Annotated in this window: 15 protein-coding genes; 7 read left to right on the top strand and 8 right to left on the bottom strand. The window is 66.6% G+C overall.

The window, feature by feature from the left end; all coding sequences use genetic code 11:
* Positions 1–57: 57 nt before the first annotated feature.
* On the bottom strand, positions 58–288 hold the full coding sequence (locus QFZ61_RS03860; protein ID WP_307033475.1) for a heavy-metal-associated domain-containing protein: 231 nt from the start codon (positions 286–288) through the stop codon (positions 58–60).
* A 67-nt stretch (positions 289–355) separates the two neighbouring features.
* On the bottom strand, positions 356–703 hold the full coding sequence (locus tag QFZ61_RS03865; protein ID WP_307033477.1) for a metal-sensitive transcriptional regulator: 348 nt from the start codon (positions 701–703) through the stop codon (positions 356–358).
* Positions 704–1,079: 376 nt separating this feature from the next.
* Between QFZ61_RS03865 and QFZ61_RS03870 the strand changes: the two genes are divergently transcribed.
* The 7 genes from QFZ61_RS03870 to QFZ61_RS03900 all read left to right on the top strand — a co-directional run bounded on the left by QFZ61_RS03870 (position 1,080) and on the right by QFZ61_RS03900 (position 7,370).
* A complete protein-coding gene (locus QFZ61_RS03870) occupies positions 1,080–2,219 on the top strand; it encodes an exo-alpha-sialidase (protein ID WP_307033479.1) in 1,140 nt (379 codons plus the stop codon).
* Positions 2,220–2,228: 9 nt separating this feature from the next.
* Complete coding sequence (locus QFZ61_RS03875; RefSeq protein WP_307033481.1) at positions 2,229–2,516, top strand: MoaD/ThiS family protein; 288 nt, start codon at positions 2,229–2,231, stop codon at positions 2,514–2,516.
* A gap of 172 nt (positions 2,517–2,688) precedes the next feature.
* A complete protein-coding gene (locus QFZ61_RS03880; protein ID WP_307033482.1) occupies positions 2,689–3,444 on the top strand; it encodes an ABC transporter ATP-binding protein in 756 nt (251 codons plus the stop codon).
* On the top strand, positions 3,431–4,141 hold the full coding sequence (locus QFZ61_RS03885) for an ABC transporter ATP-binding protein (RefSeq protein WP_307033484.1): 711 nt from the start codon (positions 3,431–3,433) through the stop codon (positions 4,139–4,141). The genes QFZ61_RS03880 and QFZ61_RS03885 overlap by 14 nt, the downstream gene beginning before the upstream one ends.
* Before the next feature lie 6 nt (positions 4,142–4,147).
* On the top strand, positions 4,148–5,029 hold the full coding sequence (locus tag QFZ61_RS03890; RefSeq protein WP_307033486.1) for a branched-chain amino acid ABC transporter permease: 882 nt from the start codon (positions 4,148–4,150) through the stop codon (positions 5,027–5,029).
* Complete coding sequence (locus QFZ61_RS03895) at positions 5,029–6,117, top strand: branched-chain amino acid ABC transporter permease (protein ID WP_307033488.1); 1,089 nt, start codon at positions 5,029–5,031, stop codon at positions 6,115–6,117. The genes QFZ61_RS03890 and QFZ61_RS03895 overlap by 1 nt, the downstream gene beginning before the upstream one ends.
* Positions 6,114–7,370 (top strand): ABC transporter substrate-binding protein, encoded by a 1,257-nt coding sequence (locus tag QFZ61_RS03900; protein ID WP_307033490.1) that lies wholly within the window; start codon positions 6,114–6,116, stop codon positions 7,368–7,370. Before QFZ61_RS03895 ends, QFZ61_RS03900 begins: the two co-directional genes overlap by 4 nt.
* A gap of 8 nt (positions 7,371–7,378) precedes the next feature.
* Here the strand turns inward: QFZ61_RS03900 and QFZ61_RS03905 are convergent, their stop codons facing one another.
* The 6 genes from QFZ61_RS03905 to QFZ61_RS03930 form a co-directional block, all read right to left on the bottom strand.
* Positions 7,379–7,996, bottom strand: coding sequence for a PadR family transcriptional regulator (locus QFZ61_RS03905; RefSeq protein ID WP_307033492.1), 618 nt, complete (start codon positions 7,994–7,996; stop codon positions 7,379–7,381).
* Between the two features lie 69 nt (positions 7,997–8,065).
* Positions 8,066–9,478, bottom strand: a complete 1,413-nt coding sequence (locus QFZ61_RS03910; protein ID WP_307033494.1) for an aminomethyl transferase family protein — start codon at positions 9,476–9,478, stop codon at positions 8,066–8,068.
* An 87-nt stretch (positions 9,479–9,565) separates the two neighbouring features.
* A complete protein-coding gene (purU, locus tag QFZ61_RS03915; RefSeq protein WP_307033496.1) occupies positions 9,566–10,438 on the bottom strand; it encodes a formyltetrahydrofolate deformylase in 873 nt (290 codons plus the stop codon).
* Positions 10,439–10,447: 9 nt separating this feature from the next.
* Entirely contained in the window at positions 10,448–11,344 is an 897-nt protein-coding gene (locus QFZ61_RS03920; protein ID WP_307033498.1) for a methylenetetrahydrofolate reductase, read from the bottom strand.
* Between the two features lie 162 nt (positions 11,345–11,506).
* Positions 11,507–13,000, bottom strand: a complete 1,494-nt coding sequence (locus tag QFZ61_RS03925; RefSeq protein ID WP_307033500.1) for an aldehyde dehydrogenase family protein — start codon at positions 12,998–13,000, stop codon at positions 11,507–11,509.
* Entirely contained in the window at positions 12,997–14,076 is a 1,080-nt protein-coding gene (locus QFZ61_RS03930; RefSeq protein WP_307033502.1) for a VOC family protein, read from the bottom strand. Before QFZ61_RS03930 ends, QFZ61_RS03925 begins: the two co-directional genes overlap by 4 nt.
* Positions 14,077–14,087: the final 11 nt, after the last annotated feature.

Consider the following 14,087-nt stretch of genomic DNA (forward strand, 5'->3'; position numbering starts at 1 on the left):
GTGCTCGGTGACGCTTGTGTCTGCGTCAATGCCCGGCGGAGCTGTCCGCCATCGGGCTCAGGCCTCGTTCGCGACGACCAGGTATCCGGCTTCGGCGACTGCTTCTCCGATTTCGGACGGGGAGAGCGCCGTGGCCGAGGTGATCGTCACGGTGGAAATCCCCCCGGCGTTGAGGTCCACGTCGACGTTTTCGACGCCGGCAAGCGATTCGAGTTCTTCGGACACGGAAGATACGCAGTGGCCGCAGGTCATGCCGGAAACTTCAATGGTGGTGGATACGGTGCTCATGGCGTGCTCCTTGGTGGGGGACTGGTCATGGTTGAGCAGTCCGATCGTGTGGTGAGTGGTGTTGCCGCTACCGCAGCAGGCGCCCGATGGCATCGGTGGCCTCCTTGACTTTGAAGTCGATGGCTTCGGCCCGGAGCTCCGGGTCCGGTTCTGCCGCCGCGCCGACGACGCAGTGGCCGATATGCTCTTCCACCAGCCCGAGGCTGACAGCGTGCAGAGCCTTAGTGACCGCGGCGACCTGGGTCAGGATGTCGATGCAGTACTTGTCATCATCGACCATCCGCGCAATGCCGCGGACCTGTCCCTCGATCCGTCTTAGCCGCTTAAGGTACGCATCCTTGTTGTTCGAGTAGCCGTGCTGCTGGGGCGGGGCCTCAGCAGCGACTGCCGACATGGAAGCTTCTGGCTCAGTCATGGCTATAACATATACCCGGCGGGGGTATAGCGCAAGTACCCCTCGGGGGTATCGAGGATGCGATCTGGGCCGGGCGGACATTAAAGAGCTCCGGAGTGCGTTATTGGGGGATACGCACTCCGGAGCGGCTATGGGGTAGGGGCTCTTTCGCCTACAACAGCAACCCTACGTTGCGGTCCGGACCAGGCGCCAGCACCTCGAATAATTTCTTTCGCTTTATTTACCCGGGCCATTTTCCCGGGCCAAAATTACCCGCAGGTTTCGGCCATCCTGTGCCCTGGCGTGCCGCACGTGCGGGTTTCGAAGCCGCCGGGATTCGTCGATTGACCGGCGGAAACCATTGCAGGCGCAGGCCCGCGGTGGTTCGATGTAGGGCATGGCAACCTCTGAGAGTTTCCTCCTCGCGATCGGTACCAAAAAGGGCCTCTGGCTGGCTACCAGTCCGGACCGCCAAAATTGGTCCTTGACTGGCCCCCACTTCCTGATGAGCGAGATCCCCAGTGTCGGCATCGACACGCGCGATGGCCGGACCCGGATCCTGGTGGGCGTCCGCTCGGAGCACTGGGGGCCCACCGTCTTTCACTCCGACGACCTCGGAGCGACCTGGAGCGAGCCCGAAAACGGAGCCATCCGTTTTCCCGAGGACACGGATGCCGCACTGGAGCGGGTCTGGCAGATCCATCCTGACGCGGATTCACGCCCCGGTGTGGTGTGGGCCGGCTGCGAGCCGATATCGGTCTGGAAATCCACCGACGGCGGTGAGCATTTCGAGTTGAACCGCGGCTTGTGGGACCACCCGCACCGGGGTGAGTGGGGGGCCGGTTACGGTGGCGCCGCGGCGCACTCGATCGTGGTCAACCCCGACGGCGACAAAGTGCACGTGGCCATGAGCACCGGCGGGGTCTACCGTTCAATCGACGGCGGCGCCTCCTGGGAGCCGCGGAACAAGGGCATCTCGGCTTACTTCATGCCCGATCCCAACCCGGAGTTCGGCCAGTGCGTCCACAAGATCGCCGCGGACGCCGCCGTCGACGGCCGCTTGTACGCGCAGAACCACCACGGCGTTTACCGCAGTGACGATGGCGGCGAGAACTGGCAGTCAATTGCCGAAGGGCTGCCGGCCGACTTCGGCTTTGTCATGCTGACGCATCCGCGCCGGGCGGGCACGGCCTGGGTCATCCCGCTGAAGGCCGACGGCGAACGGATCCCGCCGGACGGAAAGCTCGCCGTCCACCGTACCGACGACGCCGGGGCCAGTTGGAAGCGGCTGGATTCCGGGCTGCCGCAGGCGGAGTTCAACTCCGTCCTGCGCGATGCCGCCTGCGTGGACGGGGCCGAACCCGCCGGCGTGTACTTCGGCACCCGCGGCGGCAGCGTCTACGCCAGTGCCGACGAGGGGGAGCACTTCACGGAGGTGGCCGCCCACCTGCCGGACGTGCTGTGCGTTCGGGCGGCGGCGGTTGCCCAGGTGCCGGTCCCTGCCGCAGAGCGCTCCGGGGCCGCGGTTTCCGCGTGAGGTTCCCCGATGGCTGAGATCAGCGTGCTGCTTCCCAGTGTCCTGGCGCCACTGGCCGGCGGCCAGCCGGTCCTGACCGCGTCCGCGGACCGGCCGGTGACGGTCGGCTGGCTGCTCGACACGGTGGGCGGGGCCTTCCCGGCCCTGGCCCGGCGCCTGCGGGACGAGACCGGGGCTGTCCGCCGGTACGTGAACGTTTACGTGGCCGGCACGGAGATCCGCAGGCTGCAGGGGCTCGGCACCGAGGTGGCGCCGGGCCAGGAGGTCCTGATCATCCAATCCGTCGCCGGCGGCTAGCGGCTGCCGCGCCTTCTCAGGCCGCCCTTTAGCCTCCACCGCAAATCGTTGACAATTTCGTCTGCGATCCGTACCGTCGGTCTCGAGTGGTCGGGAGCGAGGACCGCGCCGATTTCCTTGCAATGGTGCGACGGGAGGTACGCCGGTGGCGGCAGGGCTGAGCCTTAAAGACGTGAACCTGCACTTCGGCGGGGTCAAGGTGCTGCAGGACGTAAGCTTCGACGTCGAGCCCGGCGTCATCCTCGGCTTGGTGGGCCCCAACGGCGCCGGCAAGACGTCACTTTTCAACTGCATTAGCGGCCACTACAAGCCGAGCTCAGGTTCCATCACGATCAACGGCACCGAGGTGCTGGGCAGCGCCCCGTCCCGGCTCGCCCGGCTCGGGCTGGCGCGAACCTTCCAGCATCCGGCCCTGCGGCTGAATGCCACGGTCCTGGAAAATGTGTTGCTGGGCGGGCACACCCGGCTCCCCGGCGGCCCCGTGTCCTGGGCGCTGCGGCTGCCGAACACGGTGCGGGCGGAGCGCGGCATCCGCACCGAAGCCCTCGAACTCCTCGAGCGGGCGGGTCTTGGCTGGGCGGCAGACGTCCCGGCCAACGAACTTTCCCACGGCCTGCACAAAGGCGTTGAACTGTGGCGGGCCATGCTCTCCAGGCCGGCCCTGCTGCTGCTCGATGAGCCTGCGGCGGGACTGTCGCACGGGGAGGTGGAACAGCTCATCGCGACGGTGAAACGGATCCGCGCCGAGCAGGACACCACCATTGTCGTCGTCGAGCACCACATGGGCCTCATCTCAGCCCTCACCGATCAGGTCGTCGTCCTCGACCACGGGCGCAAACTCATGGCGGGCACCGCGGCCGAGGCGCAATCCGACCCGCGCGTGATTGAGGCCTACATCGGGAAGGACGCCGCCGATGACGCTGCTTGAGCTCTCCGAGGTAACCGCTTCCTATGGACCGGTCCAGGTGATCGACGGGGTCTCGCTCAGCGTGCCGGAGGGCGGCTCCGTCGGCATCCTCGGTGCCAACGGCGCGGGGAAAACCACCACACTGCGGGCGATCAGCGGGACCGTGCGGACCGGCGGACGGATCACCTTCGACGGACGCGACATCCGGGGCCTCCGCCCCGACCAGGTCGCCGCCCTCGGCATCGCCCATGTCCCGGAGGGCCGCGGAACCCTCGGGCAGCTGAGTGTCCGGGAGAATCTGCTCGTGGGGGCGTATCTTCGCAAGGACCGCAAGGCGATCTCCGCGGACCTGGATTACTGCCTGGACCTGTTTCCGCAGCTCAAGGACCGGATCGGCGCCCGGGCGGCAGCGCTGTCCGGCGGTGAGCAGCAGATGCTCGCAGTTGGCCGGGCTTTCATGGCGAAGCCCCGGCTGCTGCTGCTGGACGAGGCGTCGCTGGGGCTGGCGCCCAGCACCGCCAAAACTGTCTACGACGCAATCCGCCGGCTCAGGCGGGAGTCAGGGATTGCCATGGTGGTCGTCGAACAAAACGCCAACCTCGCTTTCTCCCTGGTGGACACGGCAACCGTGCTGGAAACGGGCCGCAACGCGTTGACCGGGACTTCCGCCGAACTCAAGGGCATGGACGAGATCCGCCGCGCCTACCTGGGGGGCTGACCGGAGATGGGAACCTTTATCCAGCTCGTAGTGGACGGCCTCTCAGCCGGGTCCATCTACGCGGCACTGGCCCTGGCGATCGTGCTGGTGAACCAGGCGACGGGCCTGATCAATTTCGCGCAGGGCGGCCTGGCGGTACTGTCGGCCTACATCGCCTACGCCTTCGTGCAATTCGGACTGCCGTTGATCGCTGGCATCATCCTCGCAGTGGTGATCTCGTTCTTTATCGGCGCACTGGTGGAGCGTTTCCTGGTCCGCCGGTTCGAACGCGGCGACCCGGACACCGCCGTCGTGGTCACGATCGGCCTGCTGACCCTGGTCACCGGTATCACCGCCATCATCTGGAGCTACAACAACCTCGGGTTCCCGTCACTCTTTCCGCTCAGCAGCGTGGATATCCTCGGCGCTGTGGTGAGCGTCCGCTCGCTGGCCACCACGGTGACCATCCTCGTGATCATGGTGCTGCTGCAGCTGTTGTTCCTCCGCACCAAACTCGGCCTCGCCCTCCGCGCAGTGGCCGACAGCCCGGCGTCGGCGGCGTTGTCCGGGCTTCCGGTGGGGCGGCTGCTGATGGTTGGCTGGGGTCTCGCCGCAACCCTCGGCGCCATCGCCGGAGTTCTGGTCGCGCCGCAGCTGACCCTGACCCCGGGCATGCTGGACACCGCGCTGGTCTACGCGCTCGCAGCCGTCATCCTCGGCGGCCTGAGCAGCCCGCTCGGCTGCGTTGTGGCCGCCTCGGCCATCGGCGTCCTGGAGAACCTCGTGGCGGTGTACATTCCACTGATCGGCCACGACCTGAAAATCGCCGTGCCGTTTGTCCTCATCTTTGTCATCCTCATCCTCCGTCCGCAGGGCCTGTTCGGCCGAAAAGTCGTGGTGAGGGTCTGATGAGCAGCGTACTGCCGGTCACCCGAAAGCCGGTCACCCGAAACAGGGCCGGGCGGACCGTCCTCGTTGTCGTCGTTGCGCTTGCGCTGCTGGTCGCCCCCCTCGTCCTGCCGGCGTTCGCCAACCAGACCCTGATCCGGATCGGCGTCTACGCCGTCGCGGTGCTGGGGCTCAACATCGTCATGGGCTACACCGGGCAGGTGAACCTGGGGCAGATCTTCTTCCTTGGACTCGGCGCCTATGTCACCGCGTACGGGGTGAAACAGGGCTGGAACATCGTCCTGGTCTTCGTGCTGGCGTGCGTCATCGCGGGCATCGTCGGGCTGCTCGTAGCACTTGCGGCGGCCCGGCTGGGCGGACTCGCCATCGCGATGGTCACCATCGCGCTGCCCATCGTCGGTGTTCCGCTCGCCAAGCGGCTCGACGAATTCACCGGCGGTTCCCAGGGCATCTCGGCCCGTTTCACCGACGCGCCCGACTGGTCCGGCCTGTACAACGACCAGTGGCAGTTCTACATCATCCTGCTGGTGACAGCGGCCGCGTTCCTGCTCGGCCGCAACCTGGTGCGCGGCAAGTACGGCCGCGCATTCGGCGTCGTACGGGAAAACGAGGCCGTGGCAGCGTCGATGGGTGTGTCGCCTTACCGCACTAAGGTGCTCGCGTTCACGCTCGCCTCGATCTTCGGCGGAGCCAGCGGATTCCTGTATCTGGCAGCCGTGCAGTACACCTCGCCGGAGACCCTGAGCTTCGGCCACTCCATCACGCTGCTCGCAGCCATGGTCATCGGCGGCGCCGGAAGCATTACGGGGTCGCTCATCGGCGGCGCCTACTACGTTCTGGTTCCGCTACTCACAAACGCGATCGACCCCAGCTTCACCACCGCCAGCCAGGGCGCGATCCTCCTGCTGGTGCTGTTCCTGTTGCCTGAAGGGTTGGTGAGCCTTCCGCGGGTGGTCCGCCGGCTCACCCGCGGTCCCACCAAACGCCCTGTACCCGGGAATCCCCAGCAGCCCGCTCCCGCGCGTCGTCCGGTTCCGGAAGACGCGCCGGAGGGACTCGAACAACCAGAGAGGCACGATCGATCATGAAGCTCAGGAAAAAGTCAGACGGGGTCCTCGGCGTCGTCGCGATGGCATCCATCGTGGCACTCTCCCTCTCGGGGTGTACCCGGGACAGCGGCGGCCAGGGCGGCGGGTCGGGATCGTCCCCGGGCATCACCGACTCCTCAATTACGCTCGGCATCACCACCCCGCTCAGTGGCGCGACTGCCGGTCCCGGAACCTGCACGGTTGCCGGCGTAACCGCCTACTTCGGTGCGCTGAACGCGGCGGGCGGGGTGAAATTCGGTGACGGAAAAACCCGGACCGTGAACATCAAGACCTACGACGACGGGTACGACCCGCAAAAATCGCTGGCGAACTTCCAGCAGATGGTGTCCGACAATGTCTTCGCGGCCACGGCCGGCCTGGGGACGCCCACGAACCGGGCCTTCCGGGAGGCCGCCATCAGCCAGAAGGTCCCGCAGGTGCTGGTGATGACCGGTGATCCGCTCTTCAGCGACCGCAAGCAAAGCGCCTGGCAGCTCGGGTTCGTGCCGATCTACCAGAACGAGGGTGCCGCCTTCGGCAAGCTGCTGGCCGCATCCAAGGACCAGCACAAGGTGGCCATCCTGTCGCAGAACGATGACTACGGCAAGGGTTACGTGCAGGGTTTCAAGGATGCCATCAAGGGAGCGTCGAACATCTCGGTGGTCGGGGAACAGACCTACGAGGCCACGGATACGTCCGTGGATGCGCAGCTGACCCAGTTGGCGTCGTCGGGAGCCGACGTCGTCTTCAACGCCATGTCGATCACGCCGCTGGCGATCGCGTCGCTGCAGAAGGCGCAGCAGATCGGCTGGAAGCCCAGCTGGTTCCTGCCGTCAAACACCTCCAGCCCCACCGCGATCCTTGAGCCGGGGCGGGCCACCGCCTATCCGGGCATCTACTCCGTGTCCTTCGCAAAGGCCCCGCAGAGCCCGACGTTCGCCAAGGATCCGGACGTAGTCAAGTTCCTCGCGGACCTCAAGCAGTACGGCAAATACCCGGACATGCCGGCCTTTCCGCACTGCATGTGGAGCTACATGGTGGGTGCCACGCTGGAGCAGGCGTTCAAGAACATGAACGCCCCGACGAGGGACAGCTTCATGACGTCCCTGCGCAATATCAAAGGACTGCAGGCGCCGCTGATGCTCTCCGGCACGTCGGTGGACACGACGGTTGACGGCCAGCCGGCCGTATCGTCGGTGCTCGTGCAGAAGTACAACGGCAAGGGCTACGCCACGGTGGAGAACTTCGGCTAGCCGCCGGTTCAGGCGCTGGAGGCTTCCGGCTGCGCGGTGCCGCCGGAAGCTTCCAGTTCGCCCACCAGTTCCAGCCCGCGCTGCGCCCAGGCGATTTCGATGCGTGCCCGGTCGACGAGGCCCTCGTAGGTGAAGCGTTTGAACGCGATTGTGCGTTCCCAATCCCCGGGGTCTGTCGCGGCGAGGCGCCGCACCAGCATGGGATTGGCGACCTCGGCGATGCGCAGTAGTTCGCCTTCCCACTGGGCGAGCTCGGCCTCCCATTGCTTGCCGTGCCGCCGGAAGAACTCTCGGGCAGCTTCCGGCGACGCCGCTTCCAGGTACGCGGCGCGCAGATGTGCGGGGTCGCGGACGCGGGCATACTCCAGAGGTGTTTGCATCCAGGCCAAAAAGGCCGCGTCGCCGTCGGCCGTGACGTGATAGACGCGCCGGGTGGCGCGCTGGCCCCGGGGCTGCTCTTCGCCCTCGATCAGGTTCTCGGCTTCCATCTTGCGTAGCTCGGGGTAGATCTGGGAGTCCGGGGCATGCCACACGTGCCCCACCGACGCGGAGAACTGCTTCTGCAGTTCGTAGCCGGAGAGCGGGCCGACGCGCAGCAACGCCAGCAGCGCGTAGCGCAGGCTCATGCGGTACTCCTTTGGGACGGCGGGAGGGTGGAGGGGGCTTCGCCGCCCCCTCCACCCGGGATTCCCAGCCTAGGCGGGCTGGTAGTTCGTGCGCCACCCGCCCTGGTAGCTGGCGCGGGCGACCGTGGAGTAGGGCACGGGGCTGACGACGGCGCGCACCTCGGTCTGCACGTGCGGTTCGACGGCGGCCTTGGCGGTGCCTCCATTCGGCTCGCCCCAGACCACCTTCAGTTCCGTGCCTTCGGGGACCTTGGGGTCGATCGTTGCCAGCGAGAGGGCGCGCCGCTCGTTCGCGCTGTAGCCGGTGAACATCGAATAGCCGACGACCGTTCCGTCCGCGTCGACCACGGAGTCGTAATTGGCCGAGCCGTAGTTGGCCAGCGGCAGGTCGAAGAACTTGTAGCTGGGACCTTCGACATTGAAAAGCGAAGCGTAGATCGCGGTGACGTCCTCGGCGTCCCAGGCCAGGGTGACTTTCTTGCGCTGGGATGCCTTGTCCATCCGCTCCAGGGCGTCCCGGCCGATGAAGTCGTGGTCGAACTTCACGAAGGATCCGTAGCCGAGCTCCCACGGCGTCAGGTAGTAGTCCTCGATGTTCTCGGAAACGAAGGACCCGGCCAGGGTTCCGGTTGCCTCGTAACCGTCGGCGGGCAGCCACTCACGGTAACCGCGCTCCGCTTCCCCGGTGTAGATAGCCGGCAGCGGGGAGGGGATCCAGCCGGATTCCAGTGTGTTCGACGGATAGGCGCGGGACCCGACCGGGACGAGGCCGAACTCGGCGCCGGCCGTGACGATGGCGTCCCGGATGCGGTCATGGTCCGCGTACGGGCCCCAGACCTCCAGCCCGGGCGCGCCGGCCATGCCGTGGCGGAGGGTCCGCACGGTGGTGCCGTCGATCGTCATGGTCGACATGTTGAAGAACTTCAACTGCTCCAGCGGACCGCCGTTGAGCTTTTCGATCACCTGCCAGGCGTTCGGCCCCTGGATCTGGAAGCGGTAGTACTGGCGGTCCACCGGGTGTCCGTAAGGCCGCGACGGGGAGCGGCGGTCCACGCTGATGTCGAGGTTGCTGAAGCCGCCTGTTTCCCCGTGGTAGAGCAGCCAGTTCGCTGCCGGGGAACGGCCGACGTAGGTGTACTCGTCTTCCCCTTCGCGGAAAAGAATGCCGTCGCCGATGACGTGCCCCGACTCGGTGGTCGGGACGTACTGCTTCGCTTTGTTGACGGGGAACATGGCGGTGGAGTTGATCGCGGTGGACGTGATCAGCTTGATTGCGTCGGAGCCCTTCATGAACAGGTTGTCCATGTGGTGGGACTGGTCGTACAGCACGGCGGTCTGGCGCCAGGCGGTTTGTTCCTTGATCCAGTTCTGGAAGTCGGCGGGAACCACCGGGTAGATGTATGAGCCGATCTGCGAGTTGCGCAGCAGATCAACCGCGCCGCGGGACGCGTCGAGAACTTCCTGCAGATTCTTAGGTGCCACGATGAACCTCTTGTTCTGTGTCGGATATTTCTGGTCGTTTTTCGGGGTCAAACTGGTACTGGCCGGACAGCCGTTGGACTGCCCCGGTCAGAAGACGATGGTTTGGTTGCCGTGCCGGACCACCCGGTCCTCGGCATGCCACTGCACCGCCCGCGAGAGCACGGCCCGTTCCACGTAGGCGCCGCGGGCCTGGAGGTCAGTGGCCGAATGCGCGTGCGTCACGCGGGCGACGTCCTGTTCGATGATCGGACCCTCGTCGAGGTCCTTGGTCACGTAGTGCGACGTCGCGCCGATCAGCTTGACGCCGCGCGCCTTGGCCTTCCGGTACGGGGCAGCCCCAATGAACGCGGGCAGGAACGAATGGTGGATATTGATCAGCGGCACCCCCACCCCGTCCAGGAAACCCGGGGAGAGGATCTGCATGTAACGCGCCAGCACCACGAAATCCACGTTGCCGTCCAGCAGTTTCAGGATTTCAGCTTCGGCCGCGGACTTGTCTTCGCCGTGCGACGGGACGTGGAAGAAGGGGATGCCGAAGGAGCGGACGTCCTCGGCGGTATTCGTGTGGTTGGAGATGACCATCGGGATGGTCACTGGCAGTTCGCCGCGCCGGTGCCGCCAGAGCAGTTCGAGCAGGCAGTGGTCCGACGTCGACACCAGGATGGCCATGCGTTTGGGGACGGACCGGTCGGTGAGCGTCCAGCGGAGCCCCAGGGGCGCCAGGGTGCTCTCCAGATCAGCCTCGAGCGCGGGCATCGCAGCGGCCAGGTCCGGCCGGTTGAACACCACCCGCTGGAAGAAATCGCCCGACGCCGGGTCGGAGGAGTATTGGTCCAGGGTGACGATGTTGCCGTGGTTGCGGGTGACCAGGGCAGCCACTGCCGCGACAATCCCGGGCTGGTCTGGGCCGTGCACGATCAGGCAGGACTGGTCCTTGAGGGATTCGGTGTGCAGTGCCATGGCCGCCGCTCAGCCCTGCTCGGCGACGAACTGCCGGACCCAGTCCGCCGTCGCCAGCAGGCCGCCGAAAGTGTAGAAGTGCAGCCCCACCCGTCCGCCGATCTGCGGCTGCTGGCCGGGCGTGTGTTGTGCCAGTACGGCGGCCAGGTCGTTGACGAACCGGTCGGGGCCGGCGTCGCCCATTAGGTTGGTCAGCGAGAAGCCGTACTTCTTCACGATCATGGCGTTGGCGCCGACGCCGAAGCGGCGGGCGAAGCCGAGCAGGCGTTTGATGCCCGCCGGTCCTGGCGTGCCGACGCGGACGGGGGCGTTGATGCCGCTGGAACGGAGGGTGTCGATCCAGTCGGCGACCGGGTCGGTGTCGAATGCGAACTGGGTGAGGATGACAGCACCGAGGCCTTGCTCGGCGAGGGCCGCGGTTTTGTCCGTCAGGGCGCGTGAGAGCACCTCTTTCGGAATGTCGGGGTGTCCTTCCGGGTAGCCGCTGATGCCGACTTCACGCACGCCGAACTGCTGCAGGATGCCGCTGCTGATCACCGAGAGTGAATCCTCGTAAGGGCCTTCGGGCGTTGCCGGGTCGCCGCCCACCGCGAAAATATGTTCCGAGGCACCGACTTCCTGCAGGCGGCCGAGGAACTCCTCAAGCTGCTGCTGGGACTTCAGACGGCGCGCCGAGACATGCGGAACCGGCACGAAGCCGAGGTCCCGCACCGCTTTGGCCGCCGCCACCCGCATTTCCAGGTCCTCGTTGCCGAGGAAAGTGACGTTGATCCGCGTGCCCGGCGGGATGTGGCCCTGGGCCTCCGTCAGCGCGGGGATGTCCTTGCCGGTCATCTCGAGGGAAAAGTCGTGGATGAGTTCCAGTGATGCTGCCCGGTTGATCGCGGGCGTGCTTCGAGTCGCCATCGGGAATCCTTTCGGTCGGTGCGACGGTGCACCTGCTTCCGACTTTAGCTATGTAGATAGGGACTGTCCATAGGTAATGCGGACCAACTTGTCGTCGCGGCCGCCGGTCAGCCGGCCAGGTGGGCCAGCCTGCCCGGTTGGACGGCCGGCCCGTCCGGACGGTCAGCCGGCCGCGGGGGTCTCCGGTTCGAGGTGGGCGATGGCGCGGGTGTCCTGGAACGCCCGGACGCCCTCGATGCCCTGCTCGCGACCCATGCCGGATTGCTTCATGCCGCCGAACGGGGCGCGCAGGTCCAGCCTTGTGGCCCCGTGGTCATTGACCCAGACGTAACCGCAGACCAGTTGTGCGCCCACGCGGTCCGCCGTCGCACGCTCGGCCGTCCACACCGAGGCGCAGAGGCCCGCCCAGCCGGAATTTGCTGCCCGCACGGCTTCCTCCTCGGTGTCGAACGGCAGCAGCGGGATGACGGGCCCGAACTGCTCCTGGGTGACCACGCGCAATTCGGGATCCGGGTCGATGACCAGCGCCGGGCGCAGGAAGTTCCCGCCCTGCAGGGCCGGGTCCGCGGGCAGGGACCCGTACTCCCGGACGTCGGCGCCGGCGGCCTTCGCTTCCTCGATGAGTTCGGCAACGAAAGCCTTCTGCACCGGCGAGTGCAGCGGACCCATGGTGGTTCCTTCGTCCAGGCCGTAGCCGATCACAGCCTGCTCCAGCCGGCTCGCCAGCCCCGCGGCGACCTCATCCAGCCGGGAACGATGGACGTAGATCCGCTTGGCGTTCATGCAGATCTGGCCGGTGGTGTCGAAAACCGCGGCGTACAGGCGGTCCAGGTGGGTTTCGTCCAGGACCGCGTCCTCGAGGATGACGGCGGGATCGTTGCCGCCGAGTTCCAGCGTCACCCGGGTCAGCGATTTGGCGGCCATTTCCATGATCCGCCTGCCGCCGCCGACGCTGCCGGTGAAGCAGACCTTGGCGATGTCGGGGCTGGTGATGAGCGCTGCCATGTCGGCGTCCTTGCCGGTGACGACGTTCAGCACCCCGGGCGGCAGCTTCTCCGCGATCCGCTGGACCACGCGGGTTGTTGCAAGCGGCGCTGTGGGCGGGGGCTTTACGATGGCGGTGTTGCCCGCCAGCAGTGCGTGCGGCAACGACGCGGCCAGGATCGCGATGGGCCAGTTGAACGGCACGATGACCGTCACCACGCCCAGCGGCTGGAACGCGACGGTGGTGGACACGGGGATCCCCGGGGCCGGCGGGAGCACCTTGGCGGCGTCCACCTCGTCGGCCAGGGACAGGGCGAGGTTCCAACGGATCTCGAACACCAGCGAGTCCACCCATGCCTCCTGGCGGATCTTTCCGTTCTCCTGGGACAGGATGGCGGCGTCCTCGTCACGGAAATCGGCGATGCCCTCCAGCGCGGCGCGCATCTGCTCTGCGCGCTGCTGGGCGCTTAGTGCCGACCACGCGGGAAACGCCGCCTTCGCTGCGGCGATGGCGTCATCGACGTCGGCGGCGCTGGCAGCGGCGGCGTGCCCGACGACGACTCCGGGCTTCCCCGGGTCCGGGATTTCCAGGGTGGAGCCGGCCTGGCGCTCGCTTCCCCCGATGAACAGGCCGGTGGTCACCGGCGCGGCGGTGTCTGTTGTGTTGGTCATGACTGTGCACCTCTCTGTGCAAGGTTGGTCTGTGCGGTCCTGGGCTGGTCTGTCCCGGGCTGGGTTGCGCTGGGCTCGGTTGTGCCGGAGTCGGCGGATGCCGTCCTGGCTCCGTCCGGGACGTTCGGCGTCCCGTGGGTGTGGAACGTTTCGATCGTTTTCATGCCCCAGGCCTGCCCCTTCTTACGTTCCTCCTGGGACCATTCCACGACCGGGGAGTCCGGGTCCAGCAGCAGCCGGGCGCCGGCGTTGGCGAACTCAATGCGGTTGCCCCCGGGCTCCCAGACGTAGAGGAAGAAGGTCTGGTTGATGGCGTGCTTGTGCGGGCCGGACTCGATGTGGATGCCGTTCTCCAGGAAGATGTCCGCCGCCTTGAGGATGTCTTCCCGGGTGTCGGGGGCGAAGGCCACGTGGTGCAGCCGGTTGCCGTGCTTGAGCCAGTCATCCGAGTAGACGATGTCGTAGGACTTGTTGTTGAAGTGAAACCACCAGGCGGCATATCCGCCGTCGTCGAGCTTGATGCGCTCGCTCTCCCGCCCGCCCAGGGCCTTCAGCACGAACTCGCCGTTGGCCACGACGTCCTTGGCCAGGTAATTGATGTGGTCCAGCCGCCGGGCGTTGACCCCGCGCCCCGGAAACGCCGACGCCTGGTTCTTCAGCGCAGGCTTGTCGTCGGTGGCGACGTAGCGCTCGGTCTCGTAGTAGATGCCCAGGTCGTGCCCGTCGGGATCCCGGAACGTGTAGGTGGGCCCGGTGCCGACCTCGCCGTCCACCCAGCCGACGCCAAGAGCGGTCGCCTCGATCGCCGCCACCCGGCGCTCCAGTGCCGCCTGGCTCGTGGCCCGGAACGTGGTCCGCCCGACGCCGGCGTCAGCTGACTCGGTGAGCTTCAGCGTGAAGAGCTGATACTCATCCCACGTGCGCAGGTACACGGATTTTGCGCCGGGACCGCCGGATTCCGCGACGACGCGCATGGCGAGCAGGTCCCGGAAGAACCACAGGCTCTGCTCGAAGGTCGGAGTCAGCAGCTCCACGTTCCCCAGGTGCGCGACGTCGAACGAGGTGTACTCGGTCATGGATTAGTCCT

It is taken from the genome of Arthrobacter sp. B3I4, assembly GCF_030816855.1.
GTDB lineage: Bacteria > Actinomycetota > Actinomycetes > Actinomycetales > Micrococcaceae > Arthrobacter.